At 43.9% G+C, this 17,146-nt stretch carries 12 protein-coding genes; 4 read left to right on the top strand and 8 right to left on the bottom strand.

The genetic code is table 11. The features are described from left to right. Nucleotides 1–256: 256 nt before the first annotated feature. From PY364_RS15440 to PY364_RS15455, 4 genes are all read right to left on the bottom strand, one after another. Entirely contained in the window at nucleotides 257–1,393 is a 1,137-nt protein-coding gene (locus PY364_RS15440; RefSeq protein WP_275523832.1) for a DUF4335 domain-containing protein, read from the bottom strand. Then, on the bottom strand, nucleotides 1,393–1,998 hold the full coding sequence (locus PY364_RS15445; RefSeq protein WP_275523834.1) for a DUF3038 domain-containing protein: 606 nt from the start codon (nucleotides 1,996–1,998) through the stop codon (nucleotides 1,393–1,395). The genes PY364_RS15440 and PY364_RS15445 overlap by 1 nt, the downstream gene beginning before the upstream one ends. Before the next feature lie 170 nt (nucleotides 1,999–2,168). Then, nucleotides 2,169–3,464 carry a transposase gene (locus PY364_RS15450; RefSeq protein ID WP_275523836.1) on the bottom strand — a complete coding sequence of 432 codons (1,296 nt, stop codon included), beginning with the start codon at nucleotides 3,462–3,464 and terminating at the stop codon, nucleotides 2,169–2,171. A 734-nt stretch (nucleotides 3,465–4,198) separates the two neighbouring features. Then, on the bottom strand, nucleotides 4,199–5,107 hold the full coding sequence (locus PY364_RS15455) for an MBL fold metallo-hydrolase (protein WP_275523838.1): 909 nt from the start codon (nucleotides 5,105–5,107) through the stop codon (nucleotides 4,199–4,201). Between the two features lie 200 nt (nucleotides 5,108–5,307). Here PY364_RS15455 and PY364_RS15460 point away from each other — a divergent pair, with 200 nt between their 5' ends. The 3 genes from PY364_RS15460 to PY364_RS15470 all read left to right on the top strand — a co-directional run bounded on the left by PY364_RS15460 (nucleotide 5,308) and on the right by PY364_RS15470 (nucleotide 8,270). Beyond that, on the top strand, nucleotides 5,308–6,006 hold the full coding sequence (locus PY364_RS15460; RefSeq protein WP_275523840.1) for a class I SAM-dependent methyltransferase: 699 nt from the start codon (nucleotides 5,308–5,310) through the stop codon (nucleotides 6,004–6,006). Nucleotides 6,007–6,152: 146 nt separating this feature from the next. Further along, nucleotides 6,153–6,785, top strand: coding sequence for a 7-carboxy-7-deazaguanine synthase QueE (locus PY364_RS15465; protein ID WP_275523842.1), 633 nt, complete (start codon nucleotides 6,153–6,155; stop codon nucleotides 6,783–6,785). Between the two features lie 162 nt (nucleotides 6,786–6,947). Then, the gene (locus tag PY364_RS15470) at nucleotides 6,948–8,270 is read left to right on the top strand and encodes a hypothetical protein (protein ID WP_275523844.1); all 1,323 of its coding nucleotides are present in this window, start codon (nucleotides 6,948–6,950) and stop codon (nucleotides 8,268–8,270) included. Between the two features lie 158 nt (nucleotides 8,271–8,428). Here PY364_RS15470 and PY364_RS15475 read toward each other — a convergent pair whose 3' ends face one another. The 4 genes from PY364_RS15475 to PY364_RS15490 all read right to left on the bottom strand — a co-directional run bounded on the left by PY364_RS15475 (nucleotide 8,429) and on the right by PY364_RS15490 (nucleotide 16,233). Further along, nucleotides 8,429–9,415, bottom strand: coding sequence for an aldo/keto reductase (locus PY364_RS15475; RefSeq protein WP_275523846.1), 987 nt, complete (start codon nucleotides 9,413–9,415; stop codon nucleotides 8,429–8,431). A 13-nt stretch (nucleotides 9,416–9,428) separates the two neighbouring features. Continuing rightward, nucleotides 9,429–10,247: a cupin domain-containing protein gene (locus tag PY364_RS15480; protein ID WP_275523848.1), complete on the bottom strand. Its 819-nt coding sequence runs from the start codon at nucleotides 10,245–10,247 to the stop codon at nucleotides 9,429–9,431. A 121-nt stretch (nucleotides 10,248–10,368) separates the two neighbouring features. Continuing rightward, nucleotides 10,369–12,897, bottom strand: coding sequence for a glycogen/starch/alpha-glucan phosphorylase (locus PY364_RS15485; protein ID WP_343277577.1), 2,529 nt, complete (start codon nucleotides 12,895–12,897; stop codon nucleotides 10,369–10,371). A 510-nt stretch (nucleotides 12,898–13,407) separates the two neighbouring features. Then, the gene (locus PY364_RS15490; RefSeq protein WP_275523852.1) at nucleotides 13,408–16,233 is read right to left on the bottom strand and encodes an S-layer family protein; all 2,826 of its coding nucleotides are present in this window, start codon (nucleotides 16,231–16,233) and stop codon (nucleotides 13,408–13,410) included. A 369-nt stretch (nucleotides 16,234–16,602) separates the two neighbouring features. On the opposite strand from PY364_RS15490, the gene PY364_RS15495 reads away from it, so the two are divergent. Further along, nucleotides 16,603–17,118, top strand: a complete 516-nt coding sequence (locus PY364_RS15495; RefSeq protein WP_275523853.1) for a Uma2 family endonuclease — start codon at nucleotides 16,603–16,605, stop codon at nucleotides 17,116–17,118. Nucleotides 17,119–17,146 lie beyond the last annotated feature (28 nt).

The following is a 17,146-nucleotide window of genomic DNA, read 5'->3' on the forward strand; positions in this document are numbered from 1 at the left end:
TCTGGAATAATAACTAATAGACATAGTTACTATTCTAACTCTAACTGGGATTTCCTGGGCAACCTCGACATTGAGGAAGCGTAAGCGATAGGAAAGAATGCTTAAGAAACTTACACCGCTGAGTCTTACTAGGTTTACCTAGATTTTTAAAAGCGGTAGACGCTATCAGAATACATCTCGCCTACGCGAGAAATATTGTGATTTTGACAGCGCCCACCTTAATACTGAGGTTAAAGTCTATCAAGCCTTTTCAACCTTACCAGCGGCTAACTTGCAACACACCGCCTGTGGTAAACACCACCCTAAAATCAGCAAGTGGTTCCCCAGTGCGCCTGCTACCAACGGGCTTATATAATAGCTGCGGCAAAGGTGTTAGTCCCTCGTTTGCTCCCTCTGGGCTAATTGACTTGTAACCAACGATCGCCCCATCTTGAGCTACAGTGACTCGATAGGTTAAATCCTTCTCAAACCCTTGCCTACTCTTCCAACCTGTATTAATTTGTTCATACAGTTTCCCGCTCAACTGTTCGATTTCTGCTGAATCTGTAATCTTAGGTGCATTCGCCTCAGCTCCCTTCAACTCTTCAGCAGAGAGAGGCGAAGACGTTGGACTCGATGAAGACATTGGACTCGATGAAGCCGTCGGACTTGATGAAGACGTTGGACTTGATGAAGTCGATGGCGTGACATCAGGAGAAGACGTAGGATTCGGATTTGGTGTACCAGCACCGCTAGGGGTAGGCGTAGCCAGATTACCACTGACATTGGGTTGAGGAACGGGATCTTTCGGCCGCTGGATTTCAGGAATAGGAACGAAGAAAAACGCGATCGCGGCCAGAGCCAAACTCGACATTCCCACAGCAGCAGGTAAAGCCCGCTTCGCAATAGGCTCAGTAGCCTTAGCATGGCGCTTAGAAACAGGCGCTAACTGCAACGAAAGCTCAGGAAGCGTTTGCGAGTCAGCAAAAAACTGATCCACAGCCTCCACCAAATCAAATAACTGTACCGTCGTTAAATCGATCTGAGTTGGCAGAAGGGGTTTTGATTCCGCAGATGGAGTCTTTTCCGGTTCTAGCGATTGAACCGTCAACCGATGCAAATTATCATTAATTCTGTGTAACTGCACCAAACTGAGCTTTGTACTATCGCCTGCAAGGGAAGGCACTCCGCTCAAAAATTCCTGAGCGTAGCTACTGACAGCTTTAACTAAACTTTCAAAAAAGTCACGCCCTCCTGTCAGCGGTTGTCCTTGACCGATAAAACGACACTCAGCACTCATTAAAATCGAAAATGCAGGTCTGAGATCGAACTGACTAGGAGCAGCCGTCCCATCGCTTAAACCCTCCAAAATTAGAGTGCAGTTAGGTAGACTGTACAGACGCTGAATCGTCATTAATCCACCTCTCCATCAAACAAACTATTCCAAAATCTTTGCATTCCCGCTGTACCAGTACAAAATAGCAATTTGCCCAATAAATTGAGAGCTAGTTCATTCAACTTTTCATCAGAACCGTAGGCCACAACTAGAGAGCGCCTAGGATTCATCCGAGCGCGGAAGTGAGCTCGGAAACGTGCGAGAAAGTCAGCCAGCGATAAATTCTGTTCTAGAGGCACACCTTTTTGACTCATTTGGTGGTAATCCAGTAATAACTGCCGAATTCTCACTGTTAGCCTGCGTGCTAAATAACAGGCGATCGCCACCAGTGCTTTCGCCTCTAGCACACTCAGAGAACGCCGCTGACTGAATAGCCGCAGAGGGTTGGTATTCCGCAGCAGCCAAAGGGCAACCCGATGTTTAATAATTCCTTCCAGTTCCAGTTCCTTTGCCACTGCCAGCATTTGTTCTGCACCGCCGAGATCCAAGGCTTCGATCGCCAGTAACATTAAGTCAATTTGCAACCTGGCCCGGCGGGGACACCCCTTCTCTGAGAGTGGCATATCCGGCAAATTGTCTAAAATCAAGGGGGAAGACTCAGCCGGGGAAGTTTCTGATGGCATTACGATCACAGCAACATTCATTCCAACAAACTATAGGGGTGAACGAGTCTTAGGCAAGGCAGATCCCAAAGGGGCGTAATTTTTCGGGATGCCTTACTTTTAGCATTCACATTTTTTTCTACTTTCACTCTAGGGTATTGACACTCCCCGGTCTGAAGACACGGGGATTCTTAAGGACAAACTTTGGGGGATGAATCCCGCCAAAGTTTAATTCTTAAAGGGTTAGTCAGCAACCCGCTACCCACTCGCTCAATAATTGAGTCTATGGCTACTTTTGATTTTCGGATGATGTTGGCTGCACCGTTAACATCTGCATTCAGAGTTAACCCCTGAGCCGAACGGTACAAACCTCGTTTAATTCTTTTACCTAATGGTTGCCAATTGTCGGGTTTCTCACCGACTTTCACTGGCAACAAATCTCGATCTAAGAAGCTAGATTTTGATGTGTAAGATTCGTCTTGCTCTACAAATCGCCAGCCTAGAGAGTCACACTCTTGTTGCAATCTATCTTTAACTTTAGCGGTAGGGATTTGGACAAAGTTCTGATTGGTTATTCCACCCATATTAACTTCTTGCTTTTGTCCTTTGTTCCAACCAAAAACTATCACATTGATTTGGTGATTTTCGCAATAATCTACGATAGTTCTGACTGCTTTATTGACCGCATCCCTCATCCTTCTGGCGCGAGTTTCCGATAACTGTTGCAGTCTTTTTGAAGAGAAACCTTTGGGTAACTTGTATTGAGCGTGAGTCGATTGGAATCGCGCTTTTTCCTTATTAAACCATTGGTTCCAAGACTTCAATTTGTGACCATCAATAATGAAAGGATTGCCATTACTAGAGACACAAGTTAGCCAGTTGTCAATGCCATGATCTATTCCTAAAACTCCTGTCACTTCGAGACTGCAACTAAGAGCTTGCTCAGTCAGAGACTCGTAAACATACTCAATCCAGACCTCACCATTTCTAGGGATTAATCGAAGCTCTTTTATCTGGCAATCTTTCAAGCGTTCCGGTAATGTTACCCAGAGACAGTCTGTCCCAAAGTGTTCTTTGCCTTTGGTTCCCAGAGGCAATCTCACCCGATTACCGACTATTTTCAAGGCTTGTCCCGGATAGGAAACCTGGTACATCGCCCCCTTGGTTCTGTACTTGGGCAATCTCGGTTTTTGATTGAGCTGCCCTTTCTTAGCCAGCCTTTCTAAGGCTCGAAAAGAGCTAAAAGATTCGGTAACAGACTTGAGGGATTGCTGAGCGACTTGAGAGTAAAGTAATCCGTAATTTTCGTTGGTTTTGGCTATTTTGTACAAGTCTTGGTATTTAACCGCACTTCGATCTTTAAAGTACCGTTGCCGACTTTCGTAAGTGCCGACATTAAACAGATTATTTGACCATCTCAACAGTTGTTCGACAATAGTTTTATCGAATCCTGTTAAATGCCAAACATCTTTTTGCACTGCATACATTTGATTTACCTCCTTTGATTAATTGTACTATATTTAGAAATATCTAACTAGGAGACTAAAGTCTCCCGACCCCTTTCATCCCTGGACTAAAGTCACAGGGTTTTCAGGGTATTTTCTTATAACCGCTTATAAAAACCTATGCAAATCTACTATCGCTAATAGAGGAGCAAAAGCCTAAGTCTACGGTGTAACTTAACCAAAGGTAAGTAATATTGCATTACTGCTTGCTTTTATAAGCTTGTCCACTACTCCCCTGTTAGAGCTTGAAACCTTTGGGTGTTTGTATATTCAGTTGGTGTAGTCAATTCGTATCAGGTGTTTTAGTAACACTCAAGTTACTTGAGCCTTAATAACTCGCATTGACCAAGCGCAAGTTTATTATAACTTAATTCCGCTAAAACAACTCACTGATCTTCACCCAATACCCACAATTCGTTAATTCAATACTAGGTAAATCTAGGTATTTTGGCTACTGCAACCAACCCGACACTTTAAAGCCTAGCAGTTCCGCTAGGCTTTTACTTTAACGTGAGTGCGATGCCTTCGGTGGTAACAGACATAGGAAGTGCTGGCTTCGCCTACGCCACGAAACAAGCGACTTTTGGGTAGGCGATCGCACAAATCGAACTGACGTTAAAACAGGCGATCGCACCGTCGGTCTGCCTGAATCTAAGAAACTAGGAAATTTGATGAAACCAGAAATCTCAGGCTGAGTCTCTGTTGAGGGCTTCTTATCAGGAAGATACGGAGATGCGATCGCCTGATTGATTTACTGGGGATTCCATCCAAGCAATACATTGCTGCATTTGTTTACTCATGGTTTCTCGATCGGCGTGATATCTGCGTCCATGTCCCGGTAAAACCCATTCAAAGGAATAATTAGCTAATTTTTGCATAGATTTCACCTGTTCTGGCCAGGAATACCAACAAACGCGGCGAAAGGCGAACAACTGATTAAGTTCATCAGACCAGGCAAGATGGTCGCCACTAAATAAATATTGGTTGTTGTAAAGCAACACTGTATGGCCTTTCGTATGACCCGGAACAGGAATAATTAACAAATCAGTTGTTAACTGGTACAAATCATCGCCTGACAGTTTAATTTCTACATCGCTAGTATCAGCAGTAATCTCGTCATTATGGAGGATTCGATCGCAGCCAAAATGGTCGTGGTATTTTTGATGATCGGCCACATCGTCTCGATGAGTCAGGTACATATAGCGAATTCCTCCCATCGCTTCTATCTGCTTAACTAACGGCGGAGAGAAACGAGGAGAATCAACTAAAATATTACCTTCTGGCCGGACAATTAAATAGCTGGCTGCGCCGTAGGATTTCTCCGAATGATAGCCGCAATGATAAATATTTTCTGCTACCAACAGAGGGAAACTATGCTGAATATCTTTGATGTTTTTGGGTTTCTCAACAGTACCGATAGAACTGGTAGGGCAAGATAATAAAGCTTGAAGCGATCGCTCTTTTTCAGCCTCATTAGCTGGCTGGTGATAAACCGCAGATTGAGATCCAGTTTGGTAAAATGTTGCTGGGGCCATCCACCGACAGGTATCGCAGTCAATACAGGTAGTATCGACATAAAAATCACCATTGGTATTTTCGGGACGGCGCAAATTTAGATGAGCCATATTTAAAACCGATATTACAACAAGCAATTAAATTGATTATATCATTATCATCATGGTAATGTCATAGCTAAATGCGATCGCGCTCTCCTGGAGGATAAACGAACTAAACTATATCTGTAAAAATTAACCTTAATATCCTAATTCTGAATTAATTGCTAATCTAAAATCTGAAATCACAAGTCAGCACGAAGGATAGACTGATGTCAAAGCAGACTCTCGGCCTCGACAACCCGCTTTATGATTATCTTTTATCTGTTTCTCTGCGGGAGCCAGATATTCTCGCGTCACTCCGAGAAGAAACCGCCAAGCATCCTAGAGCGATGATGCAGATATCCCCAGAACAAGGTCAGTTTATGGGGTTACTCATCCAACTTATGGGAGCGACGAAAACTCTGGAAATCGGGGTTTTCACTGGCTATAGCTCACTTAGTGTAGCTCTATCACTTCCTGGTAACGGACAGATAATTGCTTGTGATATAAGTGAAGAATACACTACGATCGCCCGCCGCTATTGGCAAGCGGCTGGAGTCGCTAACAAAATTTCTTTGCAGCTAGGGCCCGCCGTCAAAACTCTGGATAAGCTATTAGCCGCCGGACAGGGAGGAACCTTTGATTTTGCCTTCATCGATGCTGATAAAGAAAATTATGACGCATATTATGAGCGATCGCTGCAATTGGTTCGCACTGGTGGCTTAATCGCAATTGATAATGTTTTATGGGGCGGACAAGTTGTTAACTCTGAGGTACAAGATAAAGATACCATTGCCATTCGTACTTTCAATGAAAAACTGCGCCACGATCCTAGAGTTACTCTCAGTCTCGTACCGATCGCAGACGGACTTACTTTAGCACTAAAACGCCGCTGGGCTCCACTCCTGGAACCGGAACAAAAGGAATGAAAATTGGTAATTGGTAATTGGTAATTGGTAATTGGTAATTGGTAATTGGTAATTGGTAATTGGTAATTGGTAATTGGTAATTGATAGTTATATTTTTCTACTGATCGCTAATTACTAACCAATAACAACTAACCACTAAAGAACAAATGCTAGAGTCAAATTTACAAATAAAATTGGCGATTCATGAAACTTTTCAGAGTACCGTTCAAGGTGAGGGTTACTGGAGTGGCACTTTAGTTGATTTTATCCGATTAGCAGGCTGTCCTGTTCATTGTCCTTGGTGTGACACTGGTTATAGTGATGGAGGCAAAGATTTACCTAATGTGTTGCGTTCAATTGCAGAATTATTGGCAGAATTAAAGTCTCCCAGAATTGTAATTAGCGGCGGAGAACCTTTCATCCATAAAAATTTACCTTTCCTAGTTGAAAGTTTATTAGAAGTTGGCAAACAGGTAAGTATTGAAACATCAGGCTCTCACTGGCAGGAAGTTGCACCAGAAACTTGGATTACTCTGTCTCCAAAGGAGCACGTTAATCCTAAATACCCCGTGCAAGAAAAATTCTGGACTAGGGCGAATGAAATTAAGTTAGTTATTAGCACGGGTGAGGAAGTTAATTTTTATAGAGAAGACTTGCTTTTTAATGCAAATACCCCGATTTTTTTACAGCCGGAATGGAGTAATGTTTTTCAAACAATTCCGATAATATTAGAATTGCTCCAACAGCATCCTGGTTACAGATTATCTTTGCAAACTCATAAATTCATTGGCATACAGTAGTTGTAGTAATTCTAGGATGGGTAGTGTAAGCGCAACCCATCTAGAGAGATAGTTATTAATTGTTTTTTTGGCAAACTGCATAAGTCCTCTTGATTGAGAGATATATATAAGATAGTGAGGTTGAATTAAATTGAACACCTGCAATTTTTAGACCTAAAAAATATGCTTCTACTAACTTTTCTGACAATGAGTATAGAAACTAAATTATCTAATTTACTCAAACTACAACAGGAAGCTAAAGATGTAAATACTCCCAACAATCGCCTGATTGAAATTGCCAGTAATAGCGCCCAATTAGCACAGGTGGTTGCTCTTAATCCAAGTGCTCCGACGGAACTATTACGAGAATTAAGCTATAGCAAAGATAGTGCTACTCGGAAAAATGTAGCAGCAAATCCTAATACTTCGATTGAAGTATTGCTGAACTTAGGAAGTGAGTTCCCAGAACAATTAGTCAATAATTCTACTTTCTCTATATTGTTAGTAGAAAATCCAAATCTGGTCGATATAATTCCTCTGAATACCCTGCGAAGTATTCTCAACTATGATACATTACCAGTATCTTTCATTGAGCGAGCAGTTAATCAGTTAGATGAAGATACACTATTACTGTTAGCCGAGAATCCAGAAACTACTAAGGAGGTATTATTTCAGCTAGTTAACAGCCAATATCGCCAGGTCGCAGAGGCCGCAAATCTTCATGTTAACTTTGCTGGCGAGATTAATTCTGACTGGGATATAACCGCAATTGAGGCGCTTTTAAAAAGTGCCATTCGGGGGCAGGAATTTGGTAATTTCTTGGAACAATTAGAGAGAATAGATTCAATTCCTGAATTTGTAATTAAGAGTTTGCCAGAAAATTACAGCGCCTTTAAAAGAGTTGCAGTTAATTGTGCTACGCCTGGTAGGGAACTTGAACAGTTGGCTAAAGATAATAATCTTTGGAAGCAACTATTTTTAGCTAATAATCCCAACACGCCTACTTGTGTATTGCAAGATTTGGCAAAAAACAATCATGTTTGGCTTTGTCAAAGTCTTGCCAACAATCCCAATACGCCTGCTTGTGTATTGCAGGAATTAGCTAGAGATAATTATAGAGGTGTACGGGAAAATGTTGCTAAAAATCCTAACACACCTGAGAAGATATTAAAATTGCTGTTAAGCGATTCTTCTGAGAGTGTTCGCAGATTTGCAATAGCAAGATATTTGGATCGTAACCCTGATGGATTATTTGCAGTTCTCAAGTATTATCCAATAGAATATTCTACCCCTTGCTTTAGTCGCTTAATTGTGCTAATGCACCCACAATTCCCCAGTAAATTAGTAAAAAAATGTGACTCGTTAGTATGGTTAGAACGCTATGCGATCGCGCAAAATTCCAATACTTCACTCGATCTGCTAAAAGTTTTAGTTAACGATAGCAACCGTATTGTCCGCGCAGTGGCGAAAGCCAATTTATACCAGAAGGCAGAAGGTAGAAGGTAATAAAAACAATACTTTCAGTCATTATTAACCTTCTAACCACTTTTGGGTCAACGGGGCTAAATATCAAATTAACTTCCTCCAGCGCGATGATTTAATGAAAGGCAATATTTTTCAACACAATATCGAGCTACTTCTTGACAGCATTTGAGCGATCGCCCTTAGCGATTGAGGCTACTCATGTGCTGTGCTGCATAGCGATCGCCTGCTGCGCCACCCTTGGGTGCAATCTCCTCAATTCGTTGCAATTCATTATCAGTAAAATTAATCTCCGTTGCTGCCACATTTTCTTCTAAATAAGTGCGGCGTTTGGTTCCCGGTATCGGTACAATATCCTCACCCTTCGCCAATAACCAAGCTAAAGCCAGTTGACTAGCACTCACTCCTTTTTCCGTTGCGATCGCCTTCAATAGTTCCACCAACTCCAGATTTTTGTAGAAATTTTCACCCTGAAATCGAGGCGAATTGCGGCGATAATCATCGGGTGCTAAATCATCGGGGTGCTTAAATGCACCTGACAAAAAGCCTCTTCCTAGCGGACTATAGGCAACAAAACCCATGCCTAATTCCCGTACAGTGGGCAAAATTTCATCTTCTACATCGCGACTCCAAAGCGAATACTCAGTCTGCAAAGCCGTAATTGGATGTACGGCAAAAGCCCGCCGAATTGTGGCTGGCGCGGCTTCTGACAGGCCGAGGTAACGCACTTTACCCTGTTGTACTAACTCTGCCATTGCTCCAACTGTATCCTCAATTGGCACAGTTGGATCGACGCGGTGCTGGTAATACAAATCGATCGTATCAATACCTAGCCGTTTTAAAGACGCATCGCAGGCTTGATGGACGTACTCAGGTTTACCACTGATACCAAGCCACCCGCCATCTGCACTGCGAACATTGCCAAACTTAGTGGCTAATATTACTTTATCGCGGCGATCGCCAATTGCCCGTCCGACTAACTCTTCATTAGTAAAAGGGCCGTACATATCCGCTGTATCGAGGAAATTAACACCCAAATCGAGAGCATAATGGATGGTTGCGATCGCCTCATTTTCATCGCGACCACTGTAAAATTCTGACATCCCCATACAACCGAGTCCCAATTCTGAAACCACAAGCCCTTGATTGCCCAGCTTTCTCGTTTTCATTTTAAGTCCTCCCTTATGTCGTTAGTTCAAATGGATGTTTAAAGTCTTCTCCCACAATAAACCTGGTTGTATACTTAGGATAAGCCTTAACATAGATCGTACAACCCGTTGCTGAGGAAGGATGATAAGGGCAATTCGGTGGATAGCGCAGCCAACTACCTGTTGGGTAATCTCCTAATTCATCACTCCAAATTCCTTCTATAACAAAGATTTCTTTCACCTCAGACTCCACCACATTTGACAAAGCCGTACCTGCTTGCCAGCGTTCAACCCAGACTTTTTCAGGAAAATCAATTTGTTGATATAGAGGCTTCACTTCAATCTGCGGAATCACACCAACTTCCCAAGCTGACTCGTAGATATTAGTTTTCACTTGCTGACGATTTTTCCCGCCATATTGCCGCAATTTAACAAAACTCAGACAGCCTTCATCGCTGTAGGGACGATGGGTAAATCCTTCAGGATTAAGAAGAAAAGAACCGGGTGGATAAACACCTGTTTCGTCAGCGAAATTCCCCTGAAGCACCAAAATTTCTTCCCCACCAGGATGTCCATGTAGCGGGAAAAAACCACCTGCATCGAATCGAGTTAACATCGTCACGGGGTGTTCTTGAACTTGATCGTCGGATTCAAAACAACCAAACCAAATCCCAGTAAAGGTTGTCTGATGCCATGTTAACGTTGTTGGTAATACTGCTGACCGCTGGAATAAGTTATTGTGAATTTGTTGAGGTTTCCACTGGAGTTCAGAAGACGCTTCATTATTTGCTTCTAACACATTCCCAGACTGAAAACTGCTTTTCAGTTGAGAAATACCTTCTTCGCTAACCATTGTAAAATTTTCCTCCCTGTCTTTGACTAAGCTGTTCGACAATGAACTTGTAGGGTGCGTCAGCCGGAAGTGTTTCCCTAGTAAAGGTAAGTCTTCTAACTGACGCACCCTACTATTGGATTTACCCCTCTGGGTTGGTCGCACCTCCAAATTTTTGCGTGTATTCTTCTAAATCAATCTTCACAGGTTGTACCTTCCAAATATCCGCACAGTATTCTTTAATGGTGCGATCGCTTGAAAAGAATCCCATCCGAGCTGAATTTAGAATTGACATCCGCGTCCAAGTTTCAGGATCTCGGTAAACTTGACTAACTCGCTCCTGACACTCAATGTAAGACTGGTAATCTACCAAAAGCATATACTCGTCATGGTTCAGCAGCGAGTTGACGAGTGGCTGGAACAATTCAGGGTGTTCTGGGGAAAAATATCCCGAAGCAATGCGATCGCACACTTCTTTTAATTCCTGATTCTGCTCATAATATTTGCGGGGATTATAGCCTTTTGCTTTCATAGCATAAACTTCCTCCGCAGTCAAGCCAAACAAGAAGAAATTCTCCGCTCCCACTTGTTCGCGGATTTCCACGTTTGCACCGTCAAGAGTTCCAATTGTTAGAGCTCCATTCATGGCAAACTTCATATTTCCCGTTCCCGAAGCTTCTTTACCTGCGGTGGAAATTTGCTCGGAAAGATTAGCCGCTGGATACACAATTTGACCCAAAGATACGGAGTAATTTGCCAAAAATGCGACCTTAATTCTCCCGCGAATATCAGGGTCATTGTTAACAAATTCTGCCACCGAGTTAATCAACTTAATCACCAGTTTGGCGATGTAATAACCGGGAGCCGCCTTGCCACCAAAAATATAAGTCCGAGGCAAAACTTCCACATTTGGATCGCGTTTAATCCGGTTGTACAGCGTGATGATATAAAGCACCATCAGCAGTTGGCGTTTGTATTCGTGAATCCGCTTCACCTGCACATCAAATAGCGAATCTGGATTCACTTCAATGTCGTTAAAAAGCAGGATATAGTCAGCCAAAGCCTGCTTATTGTCACGCTTGATTTTACGCCAGCGATCGCAAAATTCTGGGTCATTAACAAACTCTTCTAACTGTGTGAGTTTATCCAACTCCGTTACCCAATCCTTGCCAACTTTCTCAGTAAATAATTGAGATAGTTTGGGATTGCTCAAAGCCAGCCAGCGGCGAGGAGTCACGCCGTTAGTTTTATTATTAAACTTTTCCGGCCACAATTCGTTGAAATCCCGCAGCACGTCTTGCTTCAATAATTCCGTGTGCAGAGCAGCCACGCCGTTGATAGAATGGCTACCAACGCAAGCTAAATTTGCCATGCGGATGTATTTCTCTTGACCTTCTTGGATCAAAGATAGCCTTTCTAACCGCGCGTCGTCTCTGGGATATTTAGCCTTCACTTCATCTAAAAAGCGGCGGTTGATTTCGTAAATAATCTCTAAATGCCTAGGCAAAACTCGCTGGAACAAACTAACAGGCCAACGCTCCAAAGCTTCTGAGAGCAAAGTATGATTTGTGTAGGCAAAGACATTGCGAGTAATGTACCAAGCGCGATTCCAACCTAAGTGATGTTCGTCTACCAACAGCCGCATCAATTCAGCAATGCCAATTGAGGGGTGAGTGTCGTTTAACTGAAGCGATACTTTTTCATGGAAGCGATCGAAATTATGGTTGGTTTTGCGATATTTAGCGATAATATCTTGCAAGGAACAGCTCACAAAGAAATACTGCTGTTCTAGCCGCAGTTGTTTACCCTGAGATGTGTTATCATTCGGATAAAGAACTTTCGAGATATTTTCTCCGAAAATCTTGTCAGTTACAGAGCCAACATAGTTGCCGCTGTCGAATATTTGAAAGTCAAATTCTTCGGAAGCGCCTGCACGCCAGAGGCGCAATGTATTGACTGTATTATTATTGTATCCAGCGACGGGAGTATCGAAGGGAGTACCGACAATTTTGCGCTCTGGAACCCAACGCACTCGGTGTTGACCGTTTTCGTCTACGTAAGTTTCTGTGTGTCCTCCGAAGTCTACTTCAACCATTAATTCTGGTCGGCGAATTTCCCAAGGGTTGCCGAAACGGAGCCATTTGTCGGGGCGTTCTACTTGAGCACCATCTACGATCCACTGGTCGAAAATGCCGAATTCGTAGCGAATTCCGTAGCCAATTGCGGGAATTTCTAAGGTAGCAAGGGAGTCTAAAAAACAAGCGGCAAGACGACCTAAACCGCCGTTACCAAGTCCGGGTTCAGATTCTAGTGCGATTAAATCATTAAGTTCGTGACCGAGTTCGCGGAGGGCAATTTCTACTCGTTCATAGAGTCCCAAATTGAGCAAATTATTGCCCAACTGTTTGCCCATTAAAAATTCTGCGGATAGATAAAAGACTTCCTTGACATCTTGTTTGATGTATGCTGTGGTGGTATTAATCCAGCGGTGGAGCAGGCGATCGCGCACAGTAAAAGCCAAGGCCATATAGTAATCGTAGGGCGTGGCCAAGAACTCATTTTTTCCCTGAATGTAGTAAAGATTATCCGCGAAAGCTCGCTTGAGAGTTTCCACAGACATACCTGTGCGATCGTCCTCAATCTGGATTTTCAAAGGTTCTGCGGCTTGCATAGATTCGTCCAAGACTATGCCGCTTTCCGGCTCGAATAATTTTTTATCCATATTGTTACGTTCCTGGTTTCTTACCCTTTCTGAGCTGGCGATCGCTTTGACTGTTGTAATCTTACGTTAGCTTTGTATATTCTAAGCAGTTTTGCCACGCAATTTATTGAAACTGCCAATCTTTGTCTTCTTACTACACTTATACAATTTGTCTGTATCTTAAGTAACGGTTTAACAACAATGCCCAAATATCCTATCATTCAATCCGATCGCTCTTATACCTTTGCGGACTATTTCAAACTCAACTTTGCCCCGCGAGACATTCTTGCGTACTTCAACGTCACCGTCAGACTCGGCAAATACACCAGGATCTTAACCTCTATCGAGTTCCTGCCGATCTCGAAGATTTGCTCAGAATCTTAGTTGGTATTCTCAAAGGTATGTAGTTGCGCTTCAGCGCTCTTTCATATGCTCAAAGAGCGCTGAAGCGCAACTACATACCTATAAACCCTTTCTTACTCAGCGCGATCGACAAGCAGGGGGGACAATTCCCGCACTATGGGGTTCAGCGTTAGGCGCAGCGGCCACCAGTTCAACTTCCCCACGATCGCCAATAACCCAGCCTTGGGCCTCAATAAGTTGAGATTCTTGACTGTTGACGGTTAACTGTTGACGGTTAACTGTTGACTGTTGACTGTTAACTGTTAACTGTTGACGGTTAACTGGGAAATTTCCCCTACTTCCCTGGTTTGGGGCGGGCACGGGGGCACCGCCCCTACTGTCGGTGTTTTCTTCCACAGGCCCAATCCAATTTACCACTACGGCATCGCTGCTAAGGGCATCAAAGGGACTGGCAGGCAATCCGCCGCGTCCGGTGACAACAAAACTGTTGCCGCGATCGCCACCGCAACCCTGTACAGTCAGATTTGCCGCATCAAGAACGTCCGTAGGCAACTCAACTAACCCGGAACTGGGGTTAATATCGGGGGTATTGATCACAACAACACCGCTAAATTGCGCCCCCAAATCGGAGGTAGCGGTAATGTCGCTTTCAGAAGTTTGAGCTTGGCGAAAGGCGGTGCCAAAAACCCCTTGAGTATTGATCGCCACTCGACCTCCGGTACCCGCGATCGCATTCGCCGTAATATCGCTATTTTCCAAAGCCGCCAAACCACCAGTATCAAGGGTAATGTTGCCGCCATCGGCAGAACCCGCATTAGTAGAAATATTGCTGTTGCGTCGTAATTGTAAAGAATTTGACCTGACTAAAATATTACCACCACCACCAGAGGCAGTAGCCGCTGAAATCGTGCCTTGATTATTCAAACGAACGTTATTCGCATCAATTTCCAAATTCCCGGCCCGGCCTGTACCCGTTCCTCTTACCCCAATTTCTGCGCCATTACTAACCGTTAATTGTCCAGTCTTAATAATCAAATCTCCTGCTTGGCCCGCGCCGCTGGTATTAGATTCGATCGCAGTTGGCACAATACCATCACCAATAATCCCAAAGGAAACCGCTTCTACACTCGGATCGACATTTGTGGCAAAACCGCTGACTTCGATGGCATCCTTAGCAGTTAAATTCAAGTTTCCCGCTTGGCCTTCGCTACCCGTTGCGGCCGAGATTTGCGCCCCATTGCGGACACTCAGCCGGTTTGTAGTGACAGTTAAATTACCAGCGGCAGCGATTCCCCGTTGACCGGTGACTGTCAGCAGGGAGGAAGAAGTAAACAAACCGCTTAAAAAGCGTCCATCGGCAGATAGGCCACTGAGTTCCACGTTAGAAGCATTGATGGTGAGATTGCCGCCTTTACCTTTACCCGCAGAAGAAGCCGATACCTGCGATCCGTTCTTAACAGTTAACTGTCTCGTTTTTATTGTTAAGTCTCCCCCATCCCCTGCGCCCAGAGTAACGGTAAATAAGCCCCCAGGTGCGGGTGCGCCAGCGGGGACTTGGCCGAGTTCTACGGTGTCAGCATTGACGTTGAGGTTGCCGCCTTTACCTTCGCTGGTGATAGAGGGATTAGTGGCGAATACGCCGCCATTTTGACTAATCAGCAGGGGGGCGTTGAGGTTCATATCCCCAGCGTTACCAGTGTTGCTGGTGCCGGTGAGGGCGATGGAACCGTTGCTAATCTCGATTTTTTCTGAGGATGCGATCGTCATATTACCCCCAAGTCCAGGCCCCAGGGCTGAGGTTAAAATAGTAGCCCCGTTAGTAATTGTCGTTTGAGGGGCGTTAATGGTAACGCTGCCGGCATTGCCGGGACTGGCGCTAACGGTAAATATGCCATCGGTGAGATCGGTTAGGCCAAAGGTTCCTGAGAGGAGTTTAATTGTACTCAGGAAGGGTGTACTACCTGCAAGGGTGACAGACTGGGAGGCGTTGATGTTGACATTGCCGCCGGCACCGGTGCCGAAGGTGGAGGATGAAATTAAGCCGCCGCTTTGGATGGAGAGATTTTGGGCTTGGATGTCGATGCCGCCGCCGTTGAGGTTGCCCAGGGTGTTAGCGAGTATGCTGGCGCGATCGCTAATTACTACATTTTTACCTTGCACTCGCACAGTTCCCCCGCCTAAACCGCTAGTATTAACAGTAGCTTGCTGGGAGAGCAATATATCTCCTAACGGGGAATTATTCGGGGTAGAATTGCCGAATTGCCAGTTACCTGTTGCCAGTTCAATTGTACCTCCGGGGGCTGTTAAATTACCACCTGCTAATCTAATTTCGCGGCCAATTAAGCCGAGAGTTTGACCGGGATTGACTTGCAATCCGACTAGATTGCCATCGCTATCAGTGGCTTGGGATTGAATTGCGATCGCGCCGGAATTTTTGGTAGGATTACGACCAAATTGTACGCCAATTGGCACACTAACTGTTAACACTGGAGCGCTTTGAGGATTAGCATTAAAAGATTTGCCATCAGCAAACTGAATACTATTAGCGGTACTAGCGACAAAGGAACCACCAATATTTAATTGAGCATTTGGCCCGAAGATAATACCCGCAGGATTCAGCAAAAATAAGTTAGCAGTACCGTTGGCACGAATTAAGCCATTAATATTAGAAATATTACCACCTGTGACACGGCTAATGATGTTTTGAATATCGGTGGCGTTATTAAAAAAAGCAGTCCCGCCGTTGGGGACGGAAAATTCTTGAAAACTATGAAATAAATTGCTATTAAGTCTGGTTCCTCCCTCGATCCGGTTGGTGTTACCATCTTGGATGACAGTAGAATTGTTTGGTAAAGTGCGATCGGGGGTAACTTGGGCATTAACAGCGGCGGGAATGAGTAAAAATAAAAGAGTGCTTGCGAACCGGATAGGGTGATATACCATAATTTTTACTTGCTATTTTTAGTGCTATAGCCGAAGGAAGAAGGAAGAAGGAAGAAGGAAGAAGGAAAATGCAATTACCGTAAGGGCTTCAGTAATTAAGAATGTCTTAACCACCTTGGCGGTTGCTATATCTATGAAATCAAGCCGAGTTTGAACACTCAGGAGAATTGCACCTTGGATCTAAAAGAGCATTTGTACAACCATCTTACTCAAATTGTGCGCGATCGCCACCCTTATTTTGCTTCCGCAGGACATTTGGTACGCTGGGATTATTAGGTACGTAGTTGCGCTTCAGCGCATCAGGGGGCTAAAGCCCAACTACGTACCTAGAAAATGGATTGTCCATTCTATTTGTAAGGAAAATTATTTATGACTGTCACAATTCCCATCGAAGGAAAAATTTTACTTCACAACGTTAGTTGGGACGAGTTTGAGAATATACTGATAGAAATGGGAGAAACTAGAGGATCTCGAATTGCTTACGATCGAGGGACGTTGGAAATTGTTATGCCTTTGCAAAAACATGAATATTTCAAAGAAGTTATATCCGATTTAATCAAAGATTTAGCCGAAGAATTGGATCTGGATTATGAATGTCTGGGGTCAACCACTTGGAAACGTCGAGACAGATTAGCAGGTGTCGAACCCGACAACTGCTTTTATATTCAAAATGAATCACTAATTCGAGGTAATCTAAAGATTAACCTTTTACAAGATCCGCCTCCCGACTTATTTTTAGAGATTGACTATACCAGCAAATCATTAAATAGCTTAGCATTCCCCAACTGTCCCGTCAAAGAAATACCTGATTTTGTGAGACAAAATCTTAATGCAGGAAGAAGGGCAATTCGCAGATTATTTAGAGAGTGGGTAAAAACTTTGTAACGCCGCCCTCTGGGCGGTAAAATCACCG

Origin of the sequence: Kamptonema sp. UHCC 0994 (assembly GCF_029167235.1) — a bacterium.
Lineage (GTDB): Bacteria > Cyanobacteriota > Cyanobacteriia > Cyanobacteriales > Microcoleaceae > Kamptonema.

Coding starts and splice junctions, on each gene's coding strand:
- PY364_RS15440 (WP_275523832.1), bottom strand. CDS start 1,393: ATGACGATTCAGCGTCTGTACAGTCTACCTAACTGCACTCTAATTTTG.
- PY364_RS15445 (WP_275523834.1), bottom strand. CDS start 1,998: ATGCCATCAGAAACTTCCCCGGCTGAGTCTTCCCCCTTGATTTTAGAC.
- PY364_RS15450 (WP_275523836.1), bottom strand. CDS start 3,464: ATGTATGCAGTGCAAAAAGATGTTTGGCATTTAACAGGATTCGATAAA.
- PY364_RS15455 (WP_275523838.1), bottom strand. CDS start 5,107: ATGGCTCATCTAAATTTGCGCCGTCCCGAAAATACCAATGGTGATTTT.
- PY364_RS15460 (WP_275523840.1), top strand. CDS start 5,308: ATGTCAAAGCAGACTCTCGGCCTCGACAACCCGCTTTATGATTATCTT.
- PY364_RS15465 (WP_275523842.1), top strand. CDS start 6,153: ATGCTAGAGTCAAATTTACAAATAAAATTGGCGATTCATGAAACTTTT.
- PY364_RS15470 (WP_275523844.1), top strand. CDS start 6,948: ATGCTTCTACTAACTTTTCTGACAATGAGTATAGAAACTAAATTATCT.
- PY364_RS15475 (WP_275523846.1), bottom strand. CDS start 9,415: ATGAAAACGAGAAAGCTGGGCAATCAAGGGCTTGTGGTTTCAGAATTG.
- PY364_RS15480 (WP_275523848.1), bottom strand. CDS start 10,247: ATGGTTAGCGAAGAAGGTATTTCTCAACTGAAAAGCAGTTTTCAGTCT.
- PY364_RS15485 (WP_343277577.1), bottom strand. CDS start 12,897: ATGCAAGCCGCAGAACCTTTGAAAATCCAGATTGAGGACGATCGCACA.
- PY364_RS15490 (WP_275523852.1), bottom strand. CDS start 16,233: ATGGTATATCACCCTATCCGGTTCGCAAGCACTCTTTTATTTTTACTC.
- PY364_RS15495 (WP_275523853.1), top strand. CDS start 16,603: ATGACTGTCACAATTCCCATCGAAGGAAAAATTTTACTTCACAACGTT.